The 23,053-nt window shown below is 73.5% G+C and carries 22 protein-coding genes; 10 read left to right on the top strand and 12 right to left on the bottom strand.

Annotated elements, in window-relative coordinates; translation table 11 throughout:
* Window positions 1-50 precede the first annotated feature (50 nt).
* Window positions 51-1,325 carry a serine hydrolase domain-containing protein gene (locus HD593_RS25355; RefSeq protein WP_185104597.1) on the bottom strand — a complete coding sequence of 425 codons (1,275 nt, stop codon included), beginning with the start codon at window positions 1,323-1,325 and terminating at the stop codon, window positions 51-53.
* Between the two features lie 239 nt (window positions 1,326-1,564).
* On the opposite strand from HD593_RS25355, the gene HD593_RS25350 reads away from it, so the two are divergent.
* The 3 genes from HD593_RS25350 to HD593_RS25340 all read left to right on the top strand — a co-directional run bounded on the left by HD593_RS25350 (window position 1,565) and on the right by HD593_RS25340 (window position 4,276).
* Window positions 1,565-1,975, top strand: coding sequence for a DUF7144 family membrane protein (locus HD593_RS25350; RefSeq protein ID WP_185104596.1), 411 nt, complete (start codon window positions 1,565-1,567; stop codon window positions 1,973-1,975).
* A gap of 64 nt (window positions 1,976-2,039) precedes the next feature.
* Window positions 2,040-3,224, top strand: a complete 1,185-nt coding sequence (locus HD593_RS25345; protein WP_185104595.1) for a cytochrome P450 — start codon at window positions 2,040-2,042, stop codon at window positions 3,222-3,224.
* Between the two features lie 38 nt (window positions 3,225-3,262).
* On the top strand, window positions 3,263-4,276 hold the full coding sequence (locus tag HD593_RS25340) for an NAD-dependent epimerase/dehydratase family protein (RefSeq protein ID WP_185104594.1): 1,014 nt from the start codon (window positions 3,263-3,265) through the stop codon (window positions 4,274-4,276).
* On the opposite strand, the gene HD593_RS25335 is transcribed toward HD593_RS25340, so the two are convergent.
* From HD593_RS25335 to HD593_RS25320, 4 genes are all read right to left on the bottom strand, one after another.
* Window positions 4,266-5,480 (bottom strand): cytochrome P450, encoded by a 1,215-nt coding sequence (locus tag HD593_RS25335; protein ID WP_221524946.1) that lies wholly within the window; start codon window positions 5,478-5,480, stop codon window positions 4,266-4,268. The genes HD593_RS25340 and HD593_RS25335 overlap by 11 nt on opposite strands.
* On the bottom strand, window positions 5,480-6,541 hold the full coding sequence (locus tag HD593_RS25330) for a ketoacyl-ACP synthase III family protein (protein ID WP_185104593.1): 1,062 nt from the start codon (window positions 6,539-6,541) through the stop codon (window positions 5,480-5,482). Before HD593_RS25330 ends, HD593_RS25335 begins: the two co-directional genes overlap by 1 nt.
* A 26-nt stretch (window positions 6,542-6,567) precedes the next feature.
* Window positions 6,568-7,431 (bottom strand): phytanoyl-CoA dioxygenase family protein, encoded by an 864-nt coding sequence (locus HD593_RS25325; RefSeq protein ID WP_185104592.1) that lies wholly within the window; start codon window positions 7,429-7,431, stop codon window positions 6,568-6,570.
* A gap of 119 nt (window positions 7,432-7,550) precedes the next feature.
* A complete protein-coding gene (locus HD593_RS25320; protein ID WP_185104591.1) occupies window positions 7,551-9,065 on the bottom strand; it encodes an FAD-dependent monooxygenase in 1,515 nt (504 codons plus the stop codon).
* 204 nt (window positions 9,066-9,269) lie between these two features.
* Between HD593_RS25320 and HD593_RS25315 the strand changes: the two genes are divergently transcribed.
* Together HD593_RS25315 and HD593_RS25310 are read left to right on the top strand one after the other, a co-directional pair.
* Window positions 9,270-10,502 (top strand): cytochrome P450, encoded by a 1,233-nt coding sequence (locus HD593_RS25315; RefSeq protein WP_185104590.1) that lies wholly within the window; start codon window positions 9,270-9,272, stop codon window positions 10,500-10,502.
* On the top strand, window positions 10,480-11,436 hold the full coding sequence (locus HD593_RS25310; protein ID WP_185104589.1) for an aldo/keto reductase: 957 nt from the start codon (window positions 10,480-10,482) through the stop codon (window positions 11,434-11,436). Before HD593_RS25315 ends, HD593_RS25310 begins: the two co-directional genes overlap by 23 nt.
* 6 nt (window positions 11,437-11,442) lie before the next feature.
* Here HD593_RS25310 and HD593_RS25305 read toward each other — a convergent pair whose 3' ends face one another.
* The 3 genes from HD593_RS25305 to HD593_RS25295 form a co-directional block, all read right to left on the bottom strand.
* Entirely contained in the window at window positions 11,443-12,216 is a 774-nt protein-coding gene (locus tag HD593_RS25305) for a hypothetical protein (protein WP_185104588.1), read from the bottom strand.
* 79 nt (window positions 12,217-12,295) lie between these two features.
* Entirely contained in the window at window positions 12,296-12,931 is a 636-nt protein-coding gene (locus tag HD593_RS25300; protein ID WP_185104587.1) for a transcriptional regulator, read from the bottom strand.
* On the bottom strand, window positions 12,928-13,314 hold the full coding sequence (locus HD593_RS25295; RefSeq protein ID WP_185104586.1) for a DNA-binding protein: 387 nt from the start codon (window positions 13,312-13,314) through the stop codon (window positions 12,928-12,930). Before HD593_RS25295 ends, HD593_RS25300 begins: the two co-directional genes overlap by 4 nt.
* 58 nt (window positions 13,315-13,372) lie before the next feature.
* On the opposite strand from HD593_RS25295, the gene HD593_RS25290 reads away from it, so the two are divergent.
* The 4 genes from HD593_RS25290 (at window position 13,373) to HD593_RS25275 (ending at window position 17,283) form a co-directional block, all read left to right on the top strand.
* Window positions 13,373-14,788, top strand: a complete 1,416-nt coding sequence (locus HD593_RS25290; protein WP_185104585.1) for a PEP/pyruvate-binding domain-containing protein — start codon at window positions 13,373-13,375, stop codon at window positions 14,786-14,788.
* Window positions 14,789-14,832: 44 nt separating this feature from the next.
* Window positions 14,833-15,450: a histidine phosphatase family protein gene (locus HD593_RS25285; protein ID WP_185104584.1), complete on the top strand. Its 618-nt coding sequence runs from the start codon at window positions 14,833-14,835 to the stop codon at window positions 15,448-15,450.
* Window positions 15,451-15,497: 47 nt separating this feature from the next.
* Window positions 15,498-16,589, top strand: coding sequence for a sensor histidine kinase (locus HD593_RS25280; protein ID WP_185104583.1), 1,092 nt, complete (start codon window positions 15,498-15,500; stop codon window positions 16,587-16,589).
* Window positions 16,590-16,689: 100 nt separating this feature from the next.
* Window positions 16,690-17,283 (top strand): response regulator transcription factor, encoded by a 594-nt coding sequence (locus tag HD593_RS25275; RefSeq protein ID WP_185104582.1) that lies wholly within the window; start codon window positions 16,690-16,692, stop codon window positions 17,281-17,283.
* Window positions 17,284-18,173: 890 nt separating this feature from the next.
* Here the strand turns inward: HD593_RS25275 and HD593_RS64485 are convergent.
* Window positions 18,174-18,938, bottom strand: coding sequence for an MBL fold metallo-hydrolase (locus HD593_RS64485; RefSeq protein WP_221524945.1), 765 nt, complete (start codon window positions 18,936-18,938; stop codon window positions 18,174-18,176).
* A gap of 29 nt (window positions 18,939-18,967) precedes the next feature.
* A complete protein-coding gene (locus HD593_RS25265; RefSeq protein WP_185104581.1) occupies window positions 18,968-19,462 on the bottom strand; it encodes a MarR family winged helix-turn-helix transcriptional regulator in 495 nt (164 codons plus the stop codon).
* A 127-nt stretch (window positions 19,463-19,589) separates the two neighbouring features.
* Between HD593_RS25265 and HD593_RS25260 the strand changes: the two genes are divergently transcribed.
* The gene (locus HD593_RS25260) at window positions 19,590-21,035 is read left to right on the top strand and encodes an MFS transporter (protein WP_185104580.1); all 1,446 of its coding nucleotides are present in this window, start codon (window positions 19,590-19,592) and stop codon (window positions 21,033-21,035) included.
* Here HD593_RS25260 and HD593_RS25255 read toward each other — a convergent pair.
* Window positions 21,001-21,627: a TetR/AcrR family transcriptional regulator gene (locus tag HD593_RS25255; protein ID WP_185104579.1), complete on the bottom strand. Its 627-nt coding sequence runs from the start codon at window positions 21,625-21,627 to the stop codon at window positions 21,001-21,003. The genes HD593_RS25260 and HD593_RS25255 overlap by 35 nt on opposite strands.
* A 34-nt stretch (window positions 21,628-21,661) precedes the next feature.
* The gene (locus HD593_RS25250; protein WP_185104578.1) at window positions 21,662-22,858 is read right to left on the bottom strand and encodes a cytochrome P450; all 1,197 of its coding nucleotides are present in this window, start codon (window positions 22,856-22,858) and stop codon (window positions 21,662-21,664) included.
* Between the last annotated feature and the right edge of the window lie 195 nt (window positions 22,859-23,053).

Here is a 23,053-nt window from a genome sequence, read left to right as displayed (position 1 = left end):
CCTCGCCGGGATCGGCGGTCGGCGCATCGTGCGCCCGGCTGGGTGGCGGCTCAGAGGTAGCGGGGGAACAGGTCCGTCGTCGGCCAGGTGGTCACCTTGCCGATCTGGGCGTTCATGCGCGGGCTGAGCTCGTCGAAGTCCGGGGCCCCGCTCTCCTGGTTGCGGTTGAACAGGGCGGCGTAGGTGAAGCCGTTCTGGAGCCGGGCGGTGTAGGTGTAGGTGCCCGGCAGCCCGCCGCTGTGCCAGGTGTTGAGGTGCCCCGTGACCTGCCGGACCCACAGGCCGGCGCCGTACCAGGAGCCGCTCTCCGTGACGCCGATCTCCGGCTTGGCCACCATCCGGCCGATGGAGGTCGCGTTCAGCACCGTGCCGGGGGCGTCGAGGACGCGGGCGAAGCGTACGAGGTCCACCGCCGAGGCCAGCCAGCCGCCGCCGGGCCCGCGGTTCTCCATGCTGAACCCGCCGTAGGGGGCGGGCACGATCGCGCCGGACGCGTCCGTGACGGTCCTGCTCGTCTGCGCCGACTCGTAGACGATCTCGCCGGGCGCGGCCTGCGCCTTGAGCGTACGGCCGAGCCGCATGCGGGTGACGCCGGCGGGCGCGAGGATCTTCTGCTTGACGTACGACTCGTACGCCATGCCCGACGCCTTCTCGACGATCAGGCCGAGCAGCAGGTAGCCGTAGTTGCTGTAGGCGTACCTGCTGCCGGGCGCGAAGTCGAGGGGGCGGCCACCGGCGTACTCGATGATGTGGTCCCGCGTGATCGGCAGGGTGACACCGAGCGACCGCGAGATGGTGTGGTCCAGGTACAGGTAGTCGCCCGAGAGGTCGCGGTCCCACCCGCCCGTGTGCTGCAGCAGCCGCCAGACCGTCACGTTCTTCAGCCGGGAGTCGGCCGCGGTGGACAGCCCGAGCAGGGTGGCGACGGACGTGCCGAGGCTCAGCTTGCCGTCCTGCGCCAGCCTCATGATCGCCACGGCGGTGATGTGCTTGCTCAGGCTCGCGATGCGGAACAGCGAGGTGGGGGTGAGCGTCGGCACGGCGGGGTCGTCGCTGTAGCGGTAGGCCCTGGCCAGCACGAGCTTGCCGTTCTTGGTGATGGCGAGCTGCGCGCAGGAGATCGCGCGCTCCACGATGTAGGTCTTCATCACGTTGTCGAAGCCGGCCAGCGCGGCCGGGGCCACGCCCGCGGTCTGCACCGTCGCGGCGAACGCCGGACGGGAGGTTCCCAGCGCGAGGGCGGGCACGGTGGCGGCGCCCGCCGCCAGGAAACGCCGCCTGCTCAGGCCGTTCGACACGGGGGGACGCGGCTGGTTGATCGTCATGGTCAGATATCTAGTGGATCACCGCCCGGGATGTGCCGGTTCGGCAAATCACACCCCAACCCACGCCCGATTTATGCCTATTTATCCGCTTATGTCGTGTTTTGCGTGGTTGGTGGGGGAAGCACCTGGGAGGCGGCCCGAGCGGGGCGGGACCGGGCGCACTGACGGCGCACCGGCCGCCGCATCGCCGAGCCGTCGTCCGCAGCGGACGAACCAGCGCCTCAGGAGGGAGCGTTCCGATGATCTACCACACCCACCACACACGGCAGATGACCGGCTGGGTGGGCTGGATCTGGTTCGGCGGCATGATGATGGTCCTGGCCGGGCTGTTCAACGTCATCACCGGCCTCACCGCCGTCTTCGCCAACCGCGTCTACGTGCAGACACCCAACCGGCTCCTGCTCTTCGACCTGACCACCTGGGGCTGGGTGCACTTCGCCCTCGGCCTGCTCCTCCTGGCCACCGGCATCGCCATCACCATCGGCCAGGCCTGGGCCCGGATGGTCGGCGTCGTCCTGGTGATGCTGAACGCCCTGACCCAGCTCACCTGGATCGCGGTGAACCCGTGGTGGTCGCTCGCCGTCATCGCCGTCGACGTGCTCGTGCTGTACGCGCTCATCGTCCACGGCCGCGAAACCGAACCCGGGTGAGGCCGGCGGGGAACCAGGATGACGGGTCTGTTCGGCGTCCCGCTTCCTGGTTACCGTCCGAGCCATGGCCGATTTCGAGCAATACCCGTTCGGGCCGGGCCCACGAGGGGCTCTGGCCGACGCGTACGCCGTGCGCAGGGACAAGGACCCGCTGGGCAAGGTGCGCCTGCCCAGCGGCTGCACGGCCTACCTCACCACGACGTACCAGGACACGCTCGCCGTGCTGAGCGACCCGCGCTTCGGCAGCGACCTGAGCCGGCCGGGCTCGCCCCGGATGTTCAGCGGGTTCTCCCTGTTCAACACGCCGGGGATGCTCTCCAGCATGGACCCGCCCGAGCACACCAGGCTGCGCAGGCTGCTGTCCGGGGTGTTCACGCCGCGCCAGGTCGGCGCGTGGCGGCCGAGGTTGCGGGCGCTCACCGCCGAGCTGGTGGACGCCCTCCCGGCCGAGTTCGACTTCGTGCACGACTTCGCGTTCCCGCTGCCCGTCCAGGTCATCTGCGACGTCATGGGCGTGCCCGGCATCGACACCGTGCGGGTCAGGGCCTGGTCGGACGCGATGTTGTCCACCTCCAGCCTGTCGCCGGAGGAGCAGATGGGCGCCGCGATGGAGTTCGCCGCGTACATCGGCGAGGTGATCGCCGCGCACCGGGACAAGCCGGGCGACGGCCTGCTGGCCACGATGATCCACGCCCGCGACGGCGAGGACCGGCTGAGCGAGGAGGAGCTGGTGACGAACACGCTCGTCCTGTTCCTCGCCGGGCACGAGACGACCGGGACCGCGCTGTCCAGGTCGATGCTGCGGCTGCTCAACCCGCGAGACGGGTACGAGAGCCTGGTCCGCGAGCCAGGGCTGATCCCGGCCACCGTGGAGGAGCTGCTCAGGCTGGAGCTGGTCGGCGACAGCCCGTTCCTGCGGGTGGCCAGGCAGGACGTCGAGCTGCCCTCCGGCACCGTACGCGAGGGCGAGGCCGTGATCCCCTCCGTCTCCTCCGCCAACGTCGACCCGTCGGTCTTCCCCGACCCGGACGTGGTGCGGCCGGAGCGGCAGGCCCAGCACCTGACCTTCGGCCGGGGCGCGCACTTCTGCCTGGGCGCGAACCTGGCGCGGATGGAGCTGCAGGAGATCCTGGGCGTGCTGGTGACGCGGCTCCCGGACCTCAGGCTGGCCGGGCCGGCCGAGGACGTGCCGTGGACCGAGGGTGTGCTGACCGTACGGCCGGAGCGGCTGGACGTGCGTAAAGAATGATCTTCAGGAAGGCGAAGGCGGCGGGTTAAGATCGGCGGGTGACGGTTCACGGCCGGAGAGCCTTCATCATCGGCGGCACCGGGCAGATCGGCCGGGCCACCGCCGCCCGCCTCCTCTCGGCCGGTTACGCGGTGACCCTCGGCCACCGGCGGCCCCGTCCGGACGCCGCGGTGCCCGATGGAGCGGCGTCGGTGCGGGTCGACCGGGCCGACACCGGCGCGCTGCTCAAGGCCCTCGACGGCCACGACGTGGTCGTGGACACGGTCGCGTTCTCCCCGTACCACGGCGCGCAGCTCTCCCGGCTGGCCGGGCGCGTCGGCTCGCTGGTGGTCATCTCGACAGGAGCGGTCTACCGGGCTCCCGGGCTGCCGGTGCCGATCCCGGAGACGTGGCCGACGGTCGAGCGTGACGCCCACGACTATCCGGCGGGCAAGGCGGCGCTGGAGCGAGGCCTGCTGGCGACGCCCGGCCTGCCGGTCAGCATCCTGCGTACGGGCGTGCTGCACGGCCCGCACGGCAGGTCGCTGGATCACTGGACGTTCATCAAGCGAGCGCTGGACAAGCGGCCGCACGTGGTGCTCGCCCAGGACGGGCGGAGCCGGTTCCCCACCTCGGCGGTGGCGAACGTCGCCGAGCTGATCGCCCTGTGCGCGCGGCACCCGGCGGCCCGGGTGCTCAACATCGCCGACGACCCGCTGACCGTCGCCGAGATCGGCGCCAGGATCTTCGCCGTCATGGGCCACGAGGCGGAGATCGTCACCTTCGCGGGCCCGTCACACCCGGACGGCCTGGGCTTCCATCCGTGGAACGTCCCGGAGCCGATCGTGTTCAGCATGGACAGGGCCAGGGCCGAGCTCGGGTACAGCCCCGCCGTCTCCTACGACGACGCGCTGCGCCAGGACATCGGGTGGGCCGCCGCCGCCGTGTCCGAGGCGGAGTCGGCCGGCGGCGGCTGGCAGGACGTCTTCCCCGACCTGGTCGCCCGCCACGGCACCGAGGTCTGGTTCCCCTACGCGGCCGAGGACGCCTACGTCGCCGGCGCTACCAGGTGACGGGCATCGCGTGCAGCCCGAAGAACGGGGCGTCGTAGGCGAAGGGCAGCTCCTCGAAGCCGGCGGCCAGGCGTAGCGAGGGCAGCCGGGCGAGCAGCGCGCCGACGGCGATCCGCAGTTCGGCGCGGGCGAGGTTGCGGCCGACGCACTGGTGCACGCCGTGGCCGAAGGCCAGGTGGTGGTTGGCGGTCCGGTGGATGTCGAAGTCGTCGGGGTTCGTGAACGCCCGCGCGTCCCGGTTGGCGGACGCGGCCAGCACCGTCAGGCGGTCACCGGCGCGGATCCGCGCCGGGCCGACCTCGATGTCGCCGGTCGCGACGCGGTCGAAGCTGACCCAGTCCTGCACGGAGTGGAAGCGCAGCAGCTCCTCGACCGCGCCCGGCAGCAGGCCGGGGTCGGCGCGCAGCGCGGCGAGCTGCGCCGGGTGCCGCAGCAGCGTGAGCACGCCCATGGAGATCGTGTTCGCCGGCGAGTCGTAGCCCGCGAGCAGCAGGAGGAAGCCGATGTTGATCAGCTCGTCGGTGGTCAGCTCGCCGGTGGGCAGGTGCCGGGCGGCCAGCCGCCGGATCAGGCCGCGGTGCGGCTCGCGCCCGGCGTCGCCGATGAGCTCGCGCAGGTAGCCGCGGACGTCGCTGGACGCCCGGGCCGCCACGCTCGGGTCCATGCTGGTCACCGACAACCTGCGCAGCCGCGTCTCGAAGAACTCGTGGTCGGCGGCGGGGACGCCGAACAGCTCGCACAGGACCCGCGCGGGGACCCGGCGCGCGTACGAGGCGACGAGGTCGGCGGGCGGCCCGGCCGCCAGCAGCTCGTCGATCGCCGTGCCGGCGATGCGCTGGAGGGCCGGCCGCATCGCCTCCATCGGGCGGGCGCCGAGCTCGGGGATCAGCAGCCGCCGGAACCGGGTGTGCTCCGGTGGGTCCAGGTCCACGAAGAAGCCGTCGTCGGGGCGGTCGTCGTCGGGGCCGCGCGGCCGTTCAGGGCGTCCGGTGTTCGAGCTGATCCTCGGGTCGCTGAGGAGCCGCCGCGCCTCGGCGTAGCGGGTGACCGCCCAGACCGGCGCGCCGTTGGGCAGGGCGGCGCGGACGACCGGCGCGGTGTCGCGCATCCGCCGGTACTCGTCCGGCGGTGCGAACGGGCAGGTCCGCCGCATCGGGAAGGCCGGGGCGTGCTCCGAGGTGCCCGCGCCGGAAGGCCGGTCCATCACGCGTCTCCTCCGCGCGCCGCCGCCCACGCGGGCGTCTCGAGGATCTCGACGACGGCCGCCGAGATCGTCACGCCGGGGCCGTAGGCGAACATCAGGAGATGGTCGCCGGGCCCGAGGGCGCCGCCGCGGACCAGGTGTTCCAGGGCGAGAACCTGGTCGCTGGCCCCGCAGTGGCCGATGGTGCGGCCGAAGTCCCAGGTCGAGCGGGACGCCGGGATGCCCAGCCGGTGCTCGCAGATCTGCTCGGCGATCTCCTGGGAGGTGTTCATGCAGGTCAGCCTGGTCACGTCGGCCGCCTTGAGGCCCGCCTCCGACAGGGCGCGGTCGATCACCTCGATCATGCGTTCGTCCAGCGTCACCAGCACCATGGTGCCTTCGCCGGAGGTGACCGCGCGGCGCCTGAACGTGTCGTTGTGGGCGGCGAAGTCCACCGTCCGGCCCTCGGTGACGCCGGGCGGGAACAGCGGCTCGGCACACCGGTGCATCTCCTCGGCCTGCGAGACCGACATCGTGACCACCGAGGCCAGCCTGGCGAACCCCGGCGCGGTGTCGAGCACGACGGCGCCGGCCGCGTCGCCGGCGACGGCCCCGGGCAGCATCCGCCAGCGGTCGGCCAGCGGGGTGCCGTAGTTGTCGGCGGCGACCAGCAGCGCGGCCTGGCGCCCCGGGTCGGCCCGCAGGTAGCTGGCGGCCAGCTCCAGGGCCGCGAACATGCCGTTGCAGCCCTGCTTGAGCTGGGTCGACAGGACGCCGTCGCCGACCAGATGGCGCTGCACGTACGCCTGCGGCGGCCAGCCCTCGGGGCCCTGGTGCCAGGTGGAGGTGTAGAGGAGCAGGTCCAGCTCGGCGGGAGGGCGGCCGCTGCGGGCCAGCGCGGCGCGTGCCGCCCGCAACGCCATCTCCGGCGCCGGGACGTCACCCGCCACCGCGACGGAGACGAGCCCGTGCAGCTCTGCCTCCTCGGCCGGGTACCAGCCCGCCGCCACCGCGTCCTCCACCGGTACGGTGCCGGGCAGGTACGACCCGACGCCGCTGAGGTACGTGTCCGCCGTCTCCATCTCGCCTCCTGGCTCGCTCGAACAGGTCAGCCCTGCCCGTCGCGGAGCAGCAGCATGGGGTCGCTCAGCTCGTACAGCCCGCACATCGGCGGGCAGGCCTCGTAGCCGAGGAGCCGCTGGATGTCCTCGGGGTAGCCGCGGACCACGTCCAAGGGGATGGACAGGTACTGGTTCTCCTCCTGGCGGAGGTTGCCGAGGTCGTAGGCGTACGACAGGCCGGTGCGCGGCTCGCCGGAGGTGTTGGCGCCGGCCCCGTGGTAGGTGCTGCCGAGCCACAGCAGCGCGGACCCGGCCCGCATCTCGGCGGGCACGGCCTCGTCGTCGCGGGGCCCGCGCTCGTCGTCCCAGCGGTGGCTGCCCGGGATCACGCGGGTGGCGCCGTTGCGTGCGGTGAACTCGCTGGCGGCCACCATGACCTGGACGCGGCTCTCCGGGCCCGGGTGGGTGCGCAGGTGGGCCGTGTCGTCGCGGTGCAGGCCCTGGGGGGCCACGCCGGGCTGGATCTGGATCGCCCGCGAGATGCCGAGCTGGATCGTCGGGACGAACTCGATGCGCTGCTCGCCGAGCCACGCGCGCACCGGGCGCTGCAGGAAGTGCCGGGCGAGGCCGAGGAGGTGCGGCTGCCGCATGACGGTCACCGACCGCGCGCTGCGGCGGACCAGGCCCGGCAGGATCCGGGTCTTCTCGCCCACCAGCCGCCCGTCGCCGTCCGCCTGGCCGGCCAGGGCCGGGCCCAGGTCCTCCCACAGGCCGTCGAGCGTGGCGGAGTCGATGAAATCCTCGATGATCACTGCTCCGGCCGCCTCGACCACCGCGATCGTCTCCTCGATCGCGGCCGAGGCGGGCAGCGTGGTCAGGGTCGTCAGGGTCGTCGGCGTGGAATCGGTCATCCCGGCCTCCGGGAGGGCTGTGGCTGGCGAGGTGGTCGGTCAGGCGGCTCGGGCGGGAGGCTGCGGCTTGGCGAGCTGGTCAGGCGGCTCGGGCGGGAGGGCTGTGGCTGGTGAGCTGGTCAGGCGGCTCGGGCGGGAGGGCCGAACCAGCGGGTGAGGGCACCGGTCAGCGACGCCTCGCCGGCGGGGGTGCTCCAGGCGACGAAGCCGTCCGGGCGGATCAGCAGGGCGTCCGCCGGAGCGTCGGCGCAGCCGGCGGTGACCACGTCGACCCGGCCGGACCACGGTCCGGCGAGCGCGCGCAGTGCGGGGCCGGCGCCGAGGTCGAGCAGCAGCGGCCGCCCGGTGCGCTGCAGCTCGGCCAGCCGTACGGTGCCGCCGGCGGTCTTCAGCCGCAGGTCGGGGCAGTACCGGCCGACCAGCGGGCCGGTCAGCGACGGGTCCCCCATGTCGTAGGCGATGTGCAGGTCGTCGACCAGGGCGGTCAGCCGGCGGTTCGTGTCCTCGTCGAGCAGCAGGCTGGTGAGCAGGCGGCGCAGCGCGTCCACGTGCGGGCCAGGGCGCATCAGCGCGATGGAGGCCCGCTGGATCTCCAGCGTCTGCGCGCCGACCGGGTGCCGTTCGGAGGTGTAGGTGTCGAGCAGGTCCTCGGGGCACTGACCGCGCGCGACCGCGGCGAGCTTCCAGCCGGCGTTGACGGCGTCGCCCAGCCCGAGGCGCAGGCCCGGGCCGCTCCACTGCGACTGCACGTGGGCGGCGTCGCCGACGAGCAGGACCCGTCCCTGGCGGTAGGTCGCGGCCTGCCGCTCGTTGTCGGTGAACCGGTTGATCTTGTGCACCCTGGTGACCGTCACGTCGGTGCCGCTGAGCCGGCGCAGCGACTCCTGGAACTCCTCGCGGGTGATCGGCGCGTCCCGGTTCGCCGGCGGGCCGATGAACTCCAGGGTGATGAAGCGGGGTGGCCCCTCCTCGTACACCAGGAGGCCGTTGTCCTTGCGGAACCAGCCGGGCAGGTGGAAGGCGGGGTCGTCGATCTCGGCGAAGGCGCGGTAGCCGGTCGTGATGCCGTCCGTCCCCGGGAAGGGGATGCCGGCCAGCTTCCTGATCGTGCTGCGGCCGCCGTCGCATCCGGCGAGCCAGCCGGCCCGCATCCGGTACGGCCCGGCGGGGCCGTCCACGTCGAGCCGTACGCCGTCAGCGTCCTGGGTGAATCCGGTGACCGTGTGGCCGCGGCGTACGTCGACGCCGAGGTCGGCGGCGCGCCGGGCGAGGTCCTGCTCCAGCAGTTGCTGAGGCACCAGCAGGTCGGGAGATTCCGGGCGGAGCACGAACATGGTGGCGAAGTGCCGGGCGCCGGGGAAGGCCTTGGGCTGCAGGCTGTCCGGCCGCCGCTCGCCCTGGGCGATGCGGGCCCGCTGCTCGGCCGTCGGCTGGGCGGGGGTTCCGTCGACTCCGATCATGAGGCCGCGCCGGTCCAGGATGTCGATGGCGCGGCCGGTGATGCCCTCGGCCTTCGGGTGGGTCTCGATCTCCGGCAACCGTTCGAGCACCACCACCGGCACCTCGTGCAGGGCCACCTCGCACGCGAGCATGAGCCCGATCGGGCCACCACCGACTACCGCGACCTGTGCCATATCCACCTCTGCTGGGGGAACCGCTGGGATCGCCGACCGCGGGGCCGGCGGTGGCCGGGCGCGGTCCTGCTTCTCGTGTGTTGGCAGATGTGTCTGTTCAGGTAGTGCCGATGCTAAATCGGGTGGATCAAAGATTACTAGTGGTGGCATTTACCGGATTTGTCATTCATAATCCCCTTCGGTGTTGATCGATGGAGGTCGCCCATGAGCGACGGCCAACCTGCCCTGCCCCTGGAAACCGACCGGCCCACCCCCTTCGACCCGCCGCTCGGGCTGCGGCGCCGAGCGCCGCTGAGCAGGCTGGCCTACCCCGACGGGCACCTCGGCTGGGTGGCCACCGGCTACGACGTCACCCGGGCCATCCTGGCGGATCCGCGGTTCAGCACCCGGCGCGAGCTGCTGCACCAGCCGGTCGGGCGCGAGCGCGCGACCGAGGAGCCGTCACCGGCGGAGCCGGGCATCTTCCCGCACCTGGATCCGCCCGAGCACACGCGCTACCGCCGCCTGCTCGGCCACCACTTCGGGCCGCGGCGCGTCGCCGAGCTGATGCCCGCGATCCGGCGGCACACCGAGCGGGCCCTGCGCGACCTGGCGGACGGCGGGTCTCCTGCCGACCTGGTCGCCGGGTTCGCCATGCCGATCCCGGCGCTGGTGATCTGCGAGTTGCTGGGCGTGGAGGCGGAGGACCGGCAGCGGATCCAGGCGGCCACCTCGGTCATGAACGACCTGGACTCGCACCCGGAGCAGGCGGCCGACGCCGTGGGCACGATCACCGCGACGGTGCGCGCCGTCCTCGCCGACGGCCGCTCGGATGGCGGGTTGCTGGCGCAGGCTGCGGCGAGTGGCGAGCTGGGCGACGAGGAGCTCACCAACCTCGGGATGGTGCTGCTGGCCACCGGTCACCTTCCCACGGCGAGCATGCTCGCGCTCGGGGCGTTCGTCCTGCTGACCGACCCTGTCCAGCGGGCCCGCCTGGCGGTGGATCCCGGGCGGGCGGTGGAGGAGTTGCTGCGGTACCTGTCGATCCTCCAGTTCGACGTACGGCGCACCGCGCTGACCGCGGTCGAGATCGGCGGCCAGGTCATCGCGGCCGGCGAGACCGTGGTGCTGGCGCTGCCGCTGGCCAACCGCGATCCCGGCCACTTCCCCGACCCGGACACGCTGGACCTGACCCGCTCCGCGGCCGGGCACCTGGCGTTCGGGCACGGCGTCCACCAGTGTCTCGGGCAGCACCTCGCCCGCGCCGAGCTCCGGGTGGCGCTCACCGCGCTCTTCGAGCACTTCCCCGACCTGCGCCTGGCGGTGCCGCCGGCCGAGGTGCCGACCCGCGACCGCATGGCGGTGTACGGGGTGGACCGGCTCCCGGTCTCCTGGAGCACCGTCCGGACAGAACAGCCGAGAAAGGTTCACGATCATGCGCTACAGGACTCTGGGTGACTCCGGCCTCAGGACGTCGGTCGTCGGGCTGGGCTGCAACGCCATCGGCGCGAGTCTCGACAAGGCGCGGACCACGGCGCTGGTGGACGCGGCGATCGAGGAGGGCGTCACGCTGTTCGACACCGCCGAGGCGTACGGCGAGCCCGCAGGCGCGAGCGAGGAACTGCTCGGTGCGGCGCTGGCGGGGCGCCGGGACCAGGTGGTGCTGGCCACCAAGTTCGGCGGCCCCGGCCGTCACCGCCCCGACGACGGGCGGGGCGAGGCCCGCGGAGCTCCCGGCGGCCGGTCGTCCATCCGGCGGGCGGTGGAGGGGTCGCTGCGCCGCCTGCGCACCGACTACCTGGACCTGTACCAGTACCACGTGCCGGACGGCGTCACCCCGATCGAGGAGACCCTGGCCGCGCTGACCGAGCTGGTACGCGAGGGCAAGGTGCGCTACGTCGGCAGCTCGAACCTCCCCGGCTGGCGGATCGCGGAGGCCGCGCACGTGGCCAGAGCCGGTGGCCACGCGCCGTTCGTGGCGACGCAGACCCACTGGTCGCTGCTGGAGCGCGGCGCCGAGCGCGAGGTGGTGCCTGCGGCGGTGCACTACGGGGTCGGGGTCCTGCCCTTCTTCCCGCTGGATCACGGGCTGCTGACGGGGAAGGTGCGGCGAGGGCAGGAGCCGCCGGCCGGGTCCCGGCTCGCGAGGCTCCCCCACCTCGTCACGCCGGAGAAGCTGGATCGGGTGGAGGCGCTGGCGTCCTGGGGGGACAGGTACGGCCGGTCCGTCCTGGAGGTGGCCATCGGCGCCCTGGCGGCGCTGCCGGGCTGCGGTTCGGTGATCGCCGGTGCGACGAGCCCGGAGCAGATCCGGGCCAACGCGGCCGCCGGCGACTGGGAGCCGACCGCCGGGGAGCTGGCCGAGATCACCGCGCTGGTGCCGCCCGGCTGATCCGTGTCACCTGCCGGACCGCCAGCTGTTCAGGAACGGCCACTTGGCGTCGAGGTTCACCAGCTCGATGACCCGGCGGTTGTCGAAGATGATGCGCTCGTTGCCCTTGTAGTAGCTGAACTTCGGGGCGTTCTTCTCGAACTCCACCGAGAAGTCGTCGAGGTCGCCGCGGAAACGTTCGGGCAGGAGGGCTTCGCCGTAGAGCGGCAGTTCGGGGATCTCGAACGACTTGGTGAACGGGACCGTGGCGGACCCGCCCCGCACCCCCAGGCGCAGGACCGCGTTGCCGTCGTTGACCTCGCTCAGGCCGTCGTACGGCAGGGGGATCCTGAACGGGCCGCTGACGATGCCGCCGTCCTCGAAGGTGATCGCCTGGGTGCCGTTGGTCCAGGTGTGCCGCCAGCGGAAGTTGGGGCCGCTGAAGGAGATCGCGGCCGCGTCGATGCCGCGGGTGAACTGCTTGGGCAGGAACGGCCACTTCTTCTTGATCGGCGCCGGGCCTTCGATGAGGCCGCGGTCGGTGAAGATGGCGTACTGGTCGCCGATCAACGCCAGGTGCTTCCAGGCCTTGCGCTCGTTCACGGTGGTGACGGCGTCGAAGGCGCGCAACGCCGCCGGGGCGGGCGGGGCCACCGCCCTCCCGGAGGCGGGTGCCGCCGTCGCCGAGGTGGGGGCTGCCGCCGCGGTGGGTGCCGCCGCGGCACCCAGCACGGTCACGGCGGCCAGCAGCGCCGGCAGCCGCCACCACCGTGGCGGGACCCTGGTCTGCTTCTCGCGCATGTTCCACTCCGTTCACTGGTCCGATTGCTCAGGGGTCAGGAACGGTTCGCGCGACGGGCGGCGGCGGATGAGAGGCGGGTCAGGGTTCCGCGTGGCGGTCGAGGCCCAGCGTGGCGATGAGGTCTTCGTGGAGCTCGAACCAGACACGATGGCAGGAGTCGACGTCGGTGCGGTCGACCCAGCCGGTCTCCCCCGCCCCGGCGCGCGCGAGAGCCGCGGCGAACCGGGTGTCGTACCCGCGGAACCGGGCCAGGACGCTCCCGAGCCGGTCCGCGAGCGGCTGTAGCCCCTCGCCGATCTCGCCGAGCTCGCGCAGGATCCTGGCGTCCCAGGCGGGATCGGCGTGGTCGTTGACGGCGAGCCTGTCCCCGGCGGTGGGCCGCAGCTGCCAGTCGGTGCAGGCGCGCAGCAGGAGGGCGTTCAGCGGCAGGAACGCGCGGTAGACGTCGCGAACCTCCTCGGCCCCACCGGCGTGTGCGAGCTCGGCCGCCAGCAGGCGCTCGTTCTCGGCCCTGCCCCGCCCGGTCAGCGACCAGCCGCCGGTGCCGGCGAAGGAGGTGTGCTCGACCCAGCCGTGCGCCTCGGCGTCGAGCAGCAGCTCCTTCGTCTCGGCCGGGTCGAGGCCGTAGCGGTGCGCGACGGCCGGGGTGTCGGCCAGCCCGGTGATGCGTACGGCGTGCAGGGCCAGGAGGGCGGGCGCGGAGTCCGGTGTCATGAGGTGGTGTCCTGTCGTGCTGTCAGGCGGGTGTAGTGCTGCTGGCATGCCTGCGGCGAGTTGAACCCCATCGCGTCCGCCATCTGCGCCCAGGTCAGCCCGGTGCTCCTGGCGATGAACAGCAGGGCCGATTCGAGCCCTTCCACCTCGGCGCGGGCGGCGGGCAGGAGGGTCAGCGCGCTCAGCACGGCCTCCGGGGACAGGTCGGCGTTGCGCCAGACGGCGAACTGCACCAGGTCGACCGCCGAGGGCGGGGCGGGCGGGGGCCGCCATGGGCGGGCGTCGAGCGCGTCCGCGCCCAGGCTCAGCAGGCGCTCACGCGCGTCCCGTTCGCGCCCCGCCTGGGCGTGGTCGGAGTGGGCGGGGTTCTCCTTGCGTGGCATGCGACTCACCCTGCATAATCAACGAAATTTTGTCAACAAAACGTTGAAGGGAGGGTGGGTGATCGTACCCCTCATGGAGGCTGCCGCCGACACCTGCGGAGGGAAGGGCGGCACGCTCGGGGCGTTGCTGCGCGCGGGCCTGCCGGTCCCTGACGGCTTCGTCGTCCCGTTCGCCGCCTACCTGGCCGCCGTCCGCGACCTGGACCCGGACCGCGACCCCGAGCGGGGGCGGGGGCTGGGCCGGGGGCGGGACCGTGCGCAGGGGCCCGGGCGGGTCGCCGCTGTGCGTCGGGCGATCGCGGGCCGTCCCCTGCACACCACCCTGATCGACGAGCTGGGGCGGGCGCTCGGCCGGCTGGGTGATCCGCCGGTGGCGGTGAGGTCATCCGCGTCGGGCGAGGACACCGGTCAGGCGTCGGCGGCCGGTCAGCACGAGAGCTTTCTCGCCGTTCAGGGGGCCGGCGAGGTCGCCCGGGCCGTACGGGCCTGCTGGGCCTCGTTGTGGTCGCCGCGTGCCATCGCCTACCGGGGTGACGACGGGACGCCCTCAGAGCCTGTGATGGCCGTCATCGTGCAGCGGCATCTGGACGCCGAGGTGTCCGGGGTGATGTTCACGTCCACGGGGCCGGACGGGGCGACCGAGATCGAGGCGTCGTGGGGCCTGGGTCCCAGCGTCGTCGGCGGCACGGTCACCCCTGACGCCTACCGCGTCGCCGGGGACGGGACGGTCACCCGTACCGTCGCGGACAAGAGGACCCGCCTCGACCGGCAGGGCGCGCGGCTCGTGGTGCGCGACGTGCCCGCCGACGCCAGGAACCGGCTGGCGCTCGACGACGCGACCGCCGCGCGGCTCGCCGCGCTGGGCGAGAAGATCGCCACGGTGCTCGGCGGGCCGCAGGACGTCGAGTGGGCGATCGCCGACGGCCACACCTGGGTCCTCCAGTCACGCCCGATCACCGCCGCACTCCCCCGGCGCCCCTCACCCCCGGCCGCCCCAGCCGACGTCCTCACCAGCGCCTCGGACGCCCTGACCGGCACCCGGGACGTCCCGCACGGCACCTCGGACGTCCCGCACAACGTCCGAGACGTCCCGCAAGGCGTCACAGACGTCCCGGACGTCCCGGACGTCCCGCACGACGTCAAGGACGTCCCGGACGGCGTCCTCACCGGCGCCCCGGGGAGCCGCGGGATGGCGACCGGGCCCGCCAGGATCGTGCGGGGGCCCGGCGACTTCGCGCGCGTGCGGCCGGGTGACATCCTCGTCTGCCCTTTCACCGACCCCGCCTGGACACCGCTGCTGCGCATCGCCGCCGGCGTCGTCACCGAGACCGGGGGCGTGCTGTCGCATGCCGCGATCGTCGCCCGCGAGCAGGCCATCCCGGCCGTCCTCGGCGTCCCGGACGCCACCGGTACGCTCCACGACGGCATCCTCATCACCATCGACGGCGCCACCGGCACCGTCACGACGATGTGACCGCTCGACCCGAAGGGAGCAGGGGCACCGCGCCCCGACCGCTGATGACGACGCGACACCTCTACCTGGCACGCCACGGCGCGGCCGACGCGTTCGGGGAACTCACCGGCGAGGGGCGCCGGCAGGCGGCCCTGCTGGGCGAACGGCTCGCCGCCGTCCCGGTCGACGCCGTGTGGCACTCCCCGCTGCCACGTGCCGTGGCCAGCGCGCAGGAGCTCGCCCGGCACCTGCCGGACGTGCCCGTGGCCGAGGCCGCCGAGCTCATCGACCACGTGCCGTACGTGCCAGCCGCGGCCGAGACTCCCCCGGCCTGGGCGGGCTTCTTCGACGGCTACGACGACGCCGAGGCCGAGTCGGGCGCGAAGCTCGCCGAGGCCCTGGTCGCCCGGTTCGCGAACGTGCCCGAGCCGGACGCGGAGGGGGCGCGGCCCGACAGTCACGAGGTTCTGGTGACGCACGCGTTCCAGATCGCGTGGCTGGTGCGGCACGCGCTGGACGCGCCGCCGTCCCGGTGGCTCGGGCTGAACAGCGGCAACACCGCGCTGACGGTCATCCAGTATCGGACCGGCCTGCCGCCGGCGATCGTGATGTTCAACGACATGAGCCACCTGCCGGCCGACCTGCGCTGGACGGGCTTCCCCGCCGGAGGCGTGCGGCTGTGACATTCGTCAGGGGCGGGTGAGATCGGCGGCTGGATAGGGTGAGGCGCATGAAGGGCCGGCTCTGGACCTCCGTCTATCTCGTCGCCCTGGTGTGGCCGATGCCCGCGTTCCTGGCGTCCGCGCCGTCCGCCTCCGCGGTCGTGGTGGTGGCCGCCGGAGTGACGGGGTTCGTCGTCCTCTACCTGCGGGTCGTGTGGACCGCGCTGGTGCGGCCGCACCGCAACGCCACCCCGTACGCCCTGGCCCTGCTGTACGTGGTCACCGCCGCGATGGCACCGATCCTGGGTGAGATGTGGCTGTTCGCGACGTCGTACTTCCTCATCACCGCGGTCGCCACGGCGCTGCCGGAGCGGGTCTTGCCGGTGGCGGCCGGGGCGACCGTCGTGGCGCTCACGCTGGCCCTGCCGCTGCTGGACAGGCCGCTGGCCGAGTACTGGTGGATGCCGTTGCAGACGGTCGTGTTCACGGCCGCCATCCGCGCCTTCCTCCGGCTCGAGTCCGCGAACAGGGCTTTGAGCGAGGCCAACGTCAAGGTCGAGCGGCTGGCCGTGGACAACGAACGGCTGCGCTTCGCCCGCGACATGCACGACCTGCTCGGTCACAGCCTGGCCGTGATGACGGTGAAGAGCCAGCTCGCGGGCAGGCTCGCCGTCGCCGACCCGGAACGGGCCAGGGCCGAGATGGAGGAGGTGGAGGAGCTGTCCCGGCAGGCGTTGTCGGAGGTGCGCGAGGCGATCGCGGGGTATCGGGAGCTGTCGCTGCCGGAGGAGCTGGACGGTGCGCGCCGCGCGCTCGGCACCGCGGGCGTGCGGCTGGAGGTGGCGGCGGGGCCGCTGCCCGCCGATGTGGAGCCGGTGCTGGCCTGGGTGGTCAGGGAGGCCGCGACGAACGTCGTCCGGCACAGCGGCGCCCGGCGCTGCCACATCCGCCTCGGCGTCGAGGGCGGGGAGGCGTACGCGGAGGTGCGCGACGACGGACGCGGCCCCGCCCCGGGCCCGGGCGCCGACGGCGGCGGCGGGAACGGCCTGCGCGGGCTGGCCGAGCGCGTGCACGTGGCAGGCGGCACCCTGGACGGCGGCCCCGCCGAGGGCGGCGGCTTCCTCCTGTCGGCCAGGCTGCCCCTGGCGGACGCGCCATGACCCGCGCTCTCCGGCGGACGCACCGTGACGCGCATCCCGCCGCCGTCCATCGGCGGGACGCCGTGACGCGGCCCCCGCTGCCGTCCATCGGGGGGACGCCGTGATCCGTGTGCTGCTGGCCGACGATCAGCATCTCGTTCGGGAGGCGCTGGCGGCGTTGCTCGGTCTCGAGCCCGACCTGGAGGTCGTCGGTCAGGTGAGCCGGGGTGACGAGGTGCCCGGCGCGGTCGCCCGGTTGCGTCCGGACGTGGTGCTGCTCGACATCGAGATGCCCGGCCGTGACGGTCTCACCACGGCGGCCGGGCTCACCGGCGTACGGGTGATCATCCTGACCACGTTCGGCCGCCCCGGGTACCTGCGGCGGGCCATGGACGCGGGCGTGGCCGGCTACGTGGTCAAGGACGCCCGGGCCGGGGAGCTGGCCGACGCCGTGCGGCGGGTGCACGCGGGTGAGCGGGTGTTCGACCGCAAGCTGTCGGCCGCCAGCCTCTCCGCCGGCGCCAACCCGCTCACGAGCCGGGAACGGGACGTGCTGCGCGCCGCCAACGAGGGCGGCACCATCGCCGACATCGCCCGCCGCCTGTACCTGTCCGACGGCACCGTGCGCAACTACCTGTCATCGGCCATCGGCAAGCTCGGCGCCCGCAACCGGGCCGAGGCCGCGCGTGCGGCCGAGGCCAAGGGCTGGCTCTGACGAACGTCACTACCGGCGCCGCCCCGCCCCGGCGAGGCTGGAGACATGATCCAACGCATCGCGCCCGCGTTCGGGCTCTTCCTGTTGTCGCCGCTGATCGGCGAGTTCCTGCTGGGCAATCTGCCCGTCACCATGCTGTTCGCGCTGATCACCCTGGCCCCGCTGTACGGGGGCGGCGCGCTGCTCATCCGCGAGCTGGCCAGGCGCAGGGGCGCCGGCTGGCCCGGCATCGTGCTGCTCGCCGTCGCGTACGGGCTCCTGGAGGAGGGCCTGGTGACGCGCTCGCTCTTCAACCCCGGCTACGCCGGCATGGACCTCACCGCGTACGCCTGGATCCCCGGCGTGGAGGTGAGCGCCTGGTGGGTGAGCTTCGTGCTGGGCGGCGTGCACGCGGCGGGCAGCATCTGCGTGCCCATCGCGGTCGTGGAGGCCCTGGTGCCGTCCAGGGCGGCGCAGCCGTGGCTGCGGCTTCCCGGGCTGGTGATCACGGGGGTTCTGTTCGTGCTCGGGGCGGCGGCCACCGCCCTGTTCGACCCGGCCGCCCACCAGCTCTCCGTCGCCCAGCTCGCGGGCGTGGTCGTGCCTGCCGGTCTGCTGATCGCATTCGCCCTGCGCCGCCGCCGCCCGGCGGACGAACTGCCGGACCGGGCGCCGGCGGCGGAGCTGCCGGGACTGGCGCCGGGACCCTGGCCGGTGCTCGGCTTCTCGCTGGTGGCCGGAGCCGTGTTCTGGCTGGCCGCCATGGCCCTCGACACGCTCGGCGGCTGGCCGGTCGTGGCCGTCAACCTCACCGTCTACGCCGTGGTCTGCGGCCTGGTGACCCGCTGGTCGCGGCGCGCGGGCTGGGGCCGGGCCCAGGTGTTCGCGCTGGCGGCCGGCGGCGTGCTCACCTACGCCTGGCACGGCTTCGCGCAACCTCCCGCCGTACCTGTGGAGCAGGCGATCGACCTGGCGGGGAACGCCGGCTTCGCCCTGGCCGCCGTCGCCCTGCTCGCCGTGGCCGCCGCACGCCTGCGATCACCGCGTCTCGCCGGAGACCGACAGGCGTGACCGGTGACCACCTCAAGGCCCGTACGGCGGCAGCTCGTGCACCAGGCCCGGCACGGCGAGGTGCACGGGACCGTCGAAGTGTGGCCGTGCGAGGTGCTGTCGGTGCGGTCCAGCGTGGCCTCGGCCAGCAACAGGCCGGCGTCCGCGGCGAGGGTGTGCAGGGCGCCGGTCACCCCGGTGTCGCCGGTGTAGGCCAGGGTCGCGGCGGGGCCGCGCACGCGGGCGCCGCAGTTGGGCAGCGCGTGGCGCAACCCGTGCATGGTGACATGGCAGCCGCCGAGCTCGAACTCCTGCCCGGGGCGGTATCCCCGCACGTCCAGGGCGAGGTCGAAGACGCGGTCCAGGATGGGGGCGGTCGGCAGGGGGAACAGCGCCGCCAGCCCGCGCAGCAGGTCCCGGCCGCCGGCGGGCACGTACAGCGGGATCGCCGGGCGCAGCGCGCCGACATCGTGCTCGCCGAAGGGGTAGGTCAGCTGGTCGGACAGGATCCGGCGGCCCAGCGGCAGCAGGTCGTAGCAGCGCCCACGTGATCGACCATCTTCACAGCGTGACGCGGACGCGGAGCGGCACCGCCAATCGCGCCTGACGAACAGGCGAACCCTCACCGACGCGCCGGTGGCCCCGCGGGCCGGCGTCAGGGAGCTCCCTTGAGGTCGTCCGTGGCCCGCAGCCGGTGGATCTCGGCGGCGGTGCTGCGTTCGGCCGTCCTCATGAAGCGGACGATGGTCCGCAGCTCGGCGTCGCCGAACTCGCCGAGATCGTCCCGCGTCCGGGCGACCAGCCCCGCGTAGGCGGCGGTGACCCGGTCGAGCCCTTCCTGGGTGGGTTCGATGAGCACCTTCCTGCGGTCGTGCGGGTCGGCCACCCGCCGGACGCAGCCCGCGGCCACCAGCCGGTCGATCATGCGGGAGGCCGAGCCGGTGGTGAGGTTCACGTGCTTGGCCAGGATCCCCGGGGTCGCCGGGCCGTGCCGCCCCAGCACGTGCAGGCATTGCACGTCCGTGTCGGTGACGCCCAGCCGCTCGGCGACCAGGTTGTTGAGCTGGACGACCAGGATCGCCCAGCTGGGCACCACGTCCGTAGTGACCTCGGCGAGCAGCGCTTCCCTGCTCGCATCCGGCTCCGTCATCGTGGCACCCTTCCCCGTCGATTTCGCTGCGCCGCGCAGTGAAATTCGTGCTACGTTTTGCTGCGCGACGCAGCTACTGCGTTGCGCAGGCATTTTACCGTCCCCCGCACACGGGAGTCCAACCCGCATGAGCACACCCACCCGCCGGCACGACGGCAGCGCGGCCCTGCTGACCGGCCGCGCGGCGGCCGTCGCCCTGGCCGCCATCCTCACCGCGTCCTTCATGGAGCTCCTCGACGCCACGATCGTCAGCGTGGCGGCCCCCGCGATCGCCCGGGACCTCGGCGCCGGCCAGGCCGCGCTCCAGTGGATGATGGCCGGCTACACCCTCGCCGTCGGAGCGGGCCTGATCACCGGCGGCCGCCTCGGCGACCTGTACGGGCGCCGCCGCGTGTTCCTGCTGGGCCTGGCCGCGTTCATGCTGGCCTCGGCCGGTTGCGGGCTGGCGCCGAGCCCCGGCGCGCTGGTCGGCATGCGGGTCGTGCAGGGCCTGGCAGGTGGCCTGATGATCCCGCAGGTGTTCGGCATCATCCGCGCCTCGTTCGAGCCCGGCGCCCGCGCGCGGGCCCTGGGCGCCTACGGCGCCGTGCTCGGCCTGGCCTCGGTGGCCGGGCCGTTGCTCGGCGGGCTGCTGGTCGAGGCCGACCTGTTCGGCCTGGGATGGCGGGCGATCTTCTGGGTCAACGTGCCGATCGCGGTCGCCGCGCTGGCCGCGGGCGCGCGGTTCATGCCCGAGTCCCGCTCGCCCGGCCGTACGCGGCTGGACCTGGCCGGCGCGGCGCTGGCCGCCGCGGCCACGACGCTGCTGCTCCTGCCCTTGATCCAGGGACGCGACTGGGGCTGGCCCTGGTGGGGCTTCGCCGTACTGGCGCTGTCGGCGCCCGTGGCGGCCCTGTTCCTGCTCCGGCAGCGGCGCCTGACCGGCCGGGGCGGGCAGCCGATCCTCGATCCCGCGCTGCTGCGCGTGCGTGCCTTCGCCGGCGGCCTGGCGGTCTCCGTGCTGTTCTTCGGCGCGATCGGCTCCTTCTTCCTGCTGCTGTCCCTGTATCTGCAGCTCGGCGCCGGGCGTTCCGCGATGGAGACGGGGCTGGTGATCCTGCCGTACGCCGTGGGTTCGATCGTCACCTCCGGGATCGGCGTCCGGTTCGCCCACCGGGCCGTCCTCGTCGGCGGCACGCTGCTGCTCGCGGCGTCGCAGGTCGTGCTGCTCCTCATGGTGGGAGACAGCGCCGGACCCGCCTACTGGGAGCTGGCCGTGCCCCTGTTCGCGGGCGGCCTGGGGCTGGGCCTCACCGCCCCGTCCCTGATCAACGTGGTGCTCGCCGGCATGCCCGCGCGGGACGCGGGAGCGGCGGGCGGCGTGCTCACCACCATCACCCAGATCGGCAACGCGCTGGGCGTGGCGGTGCTGGGCGGCGTGTTCTTCGCCCGGCTGGACGGCTCCCTGCGCGACGGCGCCTCCGGTCTGCTCGCGTACGGCGACGCCCTGGCCTCGATCCTGCCCTGGCAGGTCGCCTGCTACGTCGCCGCGGCCGCGCTCATGTTCCTCCTGCCCAGGAACGCCCGGACGTGACCGGGCCCTCGGCCGAGGAGGGCGCGGGCAGGCCGTCGTCCGACGGCCGCAGGCCCGACAGCAGCAGGGCCAGGTAGCGGCGGGGGTCGTGATGGGCGGGATCGCGGGGGTGCGCGGTGGCCAGGGCCATCACGACGATCGCGGCGAGGTCGCGTACGACCAGGTCGCCGCGCACCTGCCCGGCCTGCTGCGCCCGGACCAGGACGGTGCCGAGCGGCCCCATGAACCGGGCGGCGATGTCGACGGTGGAGGCGCCCGACTGCCGGGCGGCCTTCAGCAGCCCGTGGTGGGCGGCCAGAGTGTCGACCGCCGCCGTCAGCGCCCCGGCGAGCGCTCCCCCGGGATCGGCGGCGTCGCGGGCGGCCAGCACCAGCGGCTCCACCTCCTCGGCGAAGTACGTCTCGAAGGCGGCCCTGATCACGCCGTCGCGGTCGCCGAAGCGCCGGTAGACGGTGGCGCTCCCGATGCCCGCCTGCCGGGCGATCTCGTCGAGGGAGACCTCGGGGCCGCGTTCGCGCAGGATCGCGATGGCGGCCCGGACGATCCTGTCGGCGTTGCGCAGCGCGTCGGCTCGCTGTCGCTGCTCGTGCACACGGTGAACGCTAGCAGCCGGGATGAGCGGGCTGTCACCAGGCGACTTCGAAGGCGGACAGGCCGTACACGACGTTGAAGGAGCGGAACTCCGGCGGGGTGCCGGTCTCGCGCAGCCCGGGGAACCGCTCGAACAGCGCCGGGAAGGCGATGCGCATCTCCATCCTGGCCAGCGGCGCGCCCAGGCAGTGGTGCACGCCGTGACCGAAGGCGACGTGGCCGAGGTCGCCGCGGGTGATGTCGAGACGGTCGGGGTCGGCGAGGAACGCCGGGTCGCGGTTGGCCGCGGGCAGCGCGCACAGCACGAGCTCGCCGGCCGGGATGCGGGTGCCGGACAGCTCGACCTCGGTCGTGGTGATCTTGCTCGTGCCGGAGTGCACGATGCTCAGCCAGCGCAGCAGCTCCTCGACGGTGGCGCCGATCCGCTCGGGCTCCTTCCTGAGCAGGCCGAGCTGGTCGGGATGGCGCAGCAGGGCCAGGGTGCCGAGGCCGAGCATGTTGGAGGTGGTCTCGTGGCCGGCCAGCAGCAGGAGCCCGGCGATGCCCACCAGCTCGTCGGTGGACAGGTCGTCGCCGTGCTCGCGCACCAGCATGCCGAGCATGTCGTCGCCGGGCGCGGCCTGGGCGCGGGCGACGAGCCCTGCCATGTAGGAGCGCTGTTCCAGGCTGGCCGCCTGCCGCTCCTCGACCGGCAGCGAGATGTCCAGCACCATGCCGGTACGCCGCTGGAACTCGCCGCGGTCGGCGTACGGCACGCCCAGCAGCTCGCAGATGACCAGCGAGGGGATCGGCAGGGCGAAGGCGGAGACCAGGTCGGCCGGCGCCCCGTCACGCTCCATCGCGTCCAGGTGCTCCTGGACGATCTCGTGGATGCGCGGCTCCAGGCGGCGCATCCGCCGCATGGTGAACTCGGGCGTCAGGATGCGGCGCAGCCGGGTGTGCTCGGGCGGGTCGAAGGCGAGCAGGTTGCCCGCCCGCATCGTCCTGAGCTGCTCCTCGCTGTACTGCGGCCGGTCGGCCGCCCGGAACCCGATGACCTCGGCGTTGCTGAAGCGTCCGGAGTCGCCGAGCACCTCCCGCACGTCGGAGAACCGGCTGACGACCCACGCTTCGATGCCGAACACGGTGGGCACCCGGCGGACGCCCTCCCCGTCGCGCAGCGCCGACAGCTCGGGGTCGGGATCGAACCCGCTGCGCCGCATGTGCAGGGGCAATGTCACAGAATCGCTCATGTCAACTCCCGTGCAGGGACCCGCTCGGACGATCTTGACTGACCGTGTGTCACTAAAACGACAGTAGCCCATCGTTTCGGCGGTCGCGCGGCGACGCTCCGCCCGCCACGGCGGCCCCAGGACGCCGGGGTGGAAGGCGGGGCCGGCGCGGGCGGAGGTGCCGGGGGCGTCCATCCGGCGCGGAGCATCTCGAAC

The sequence above is a fragment of the Nonomuraea rubra genome (assembly GCF_014207985.1).
GTDB lineage: Bacteria > Actinomycetota > Actinomycetes > Streptosporangiales > Streptosporangiaceae > Nonomuraea > Nonomuraea rubra.
This window is presented reverse-complemented; position numbering and strand designations above follow the sequence as displayed.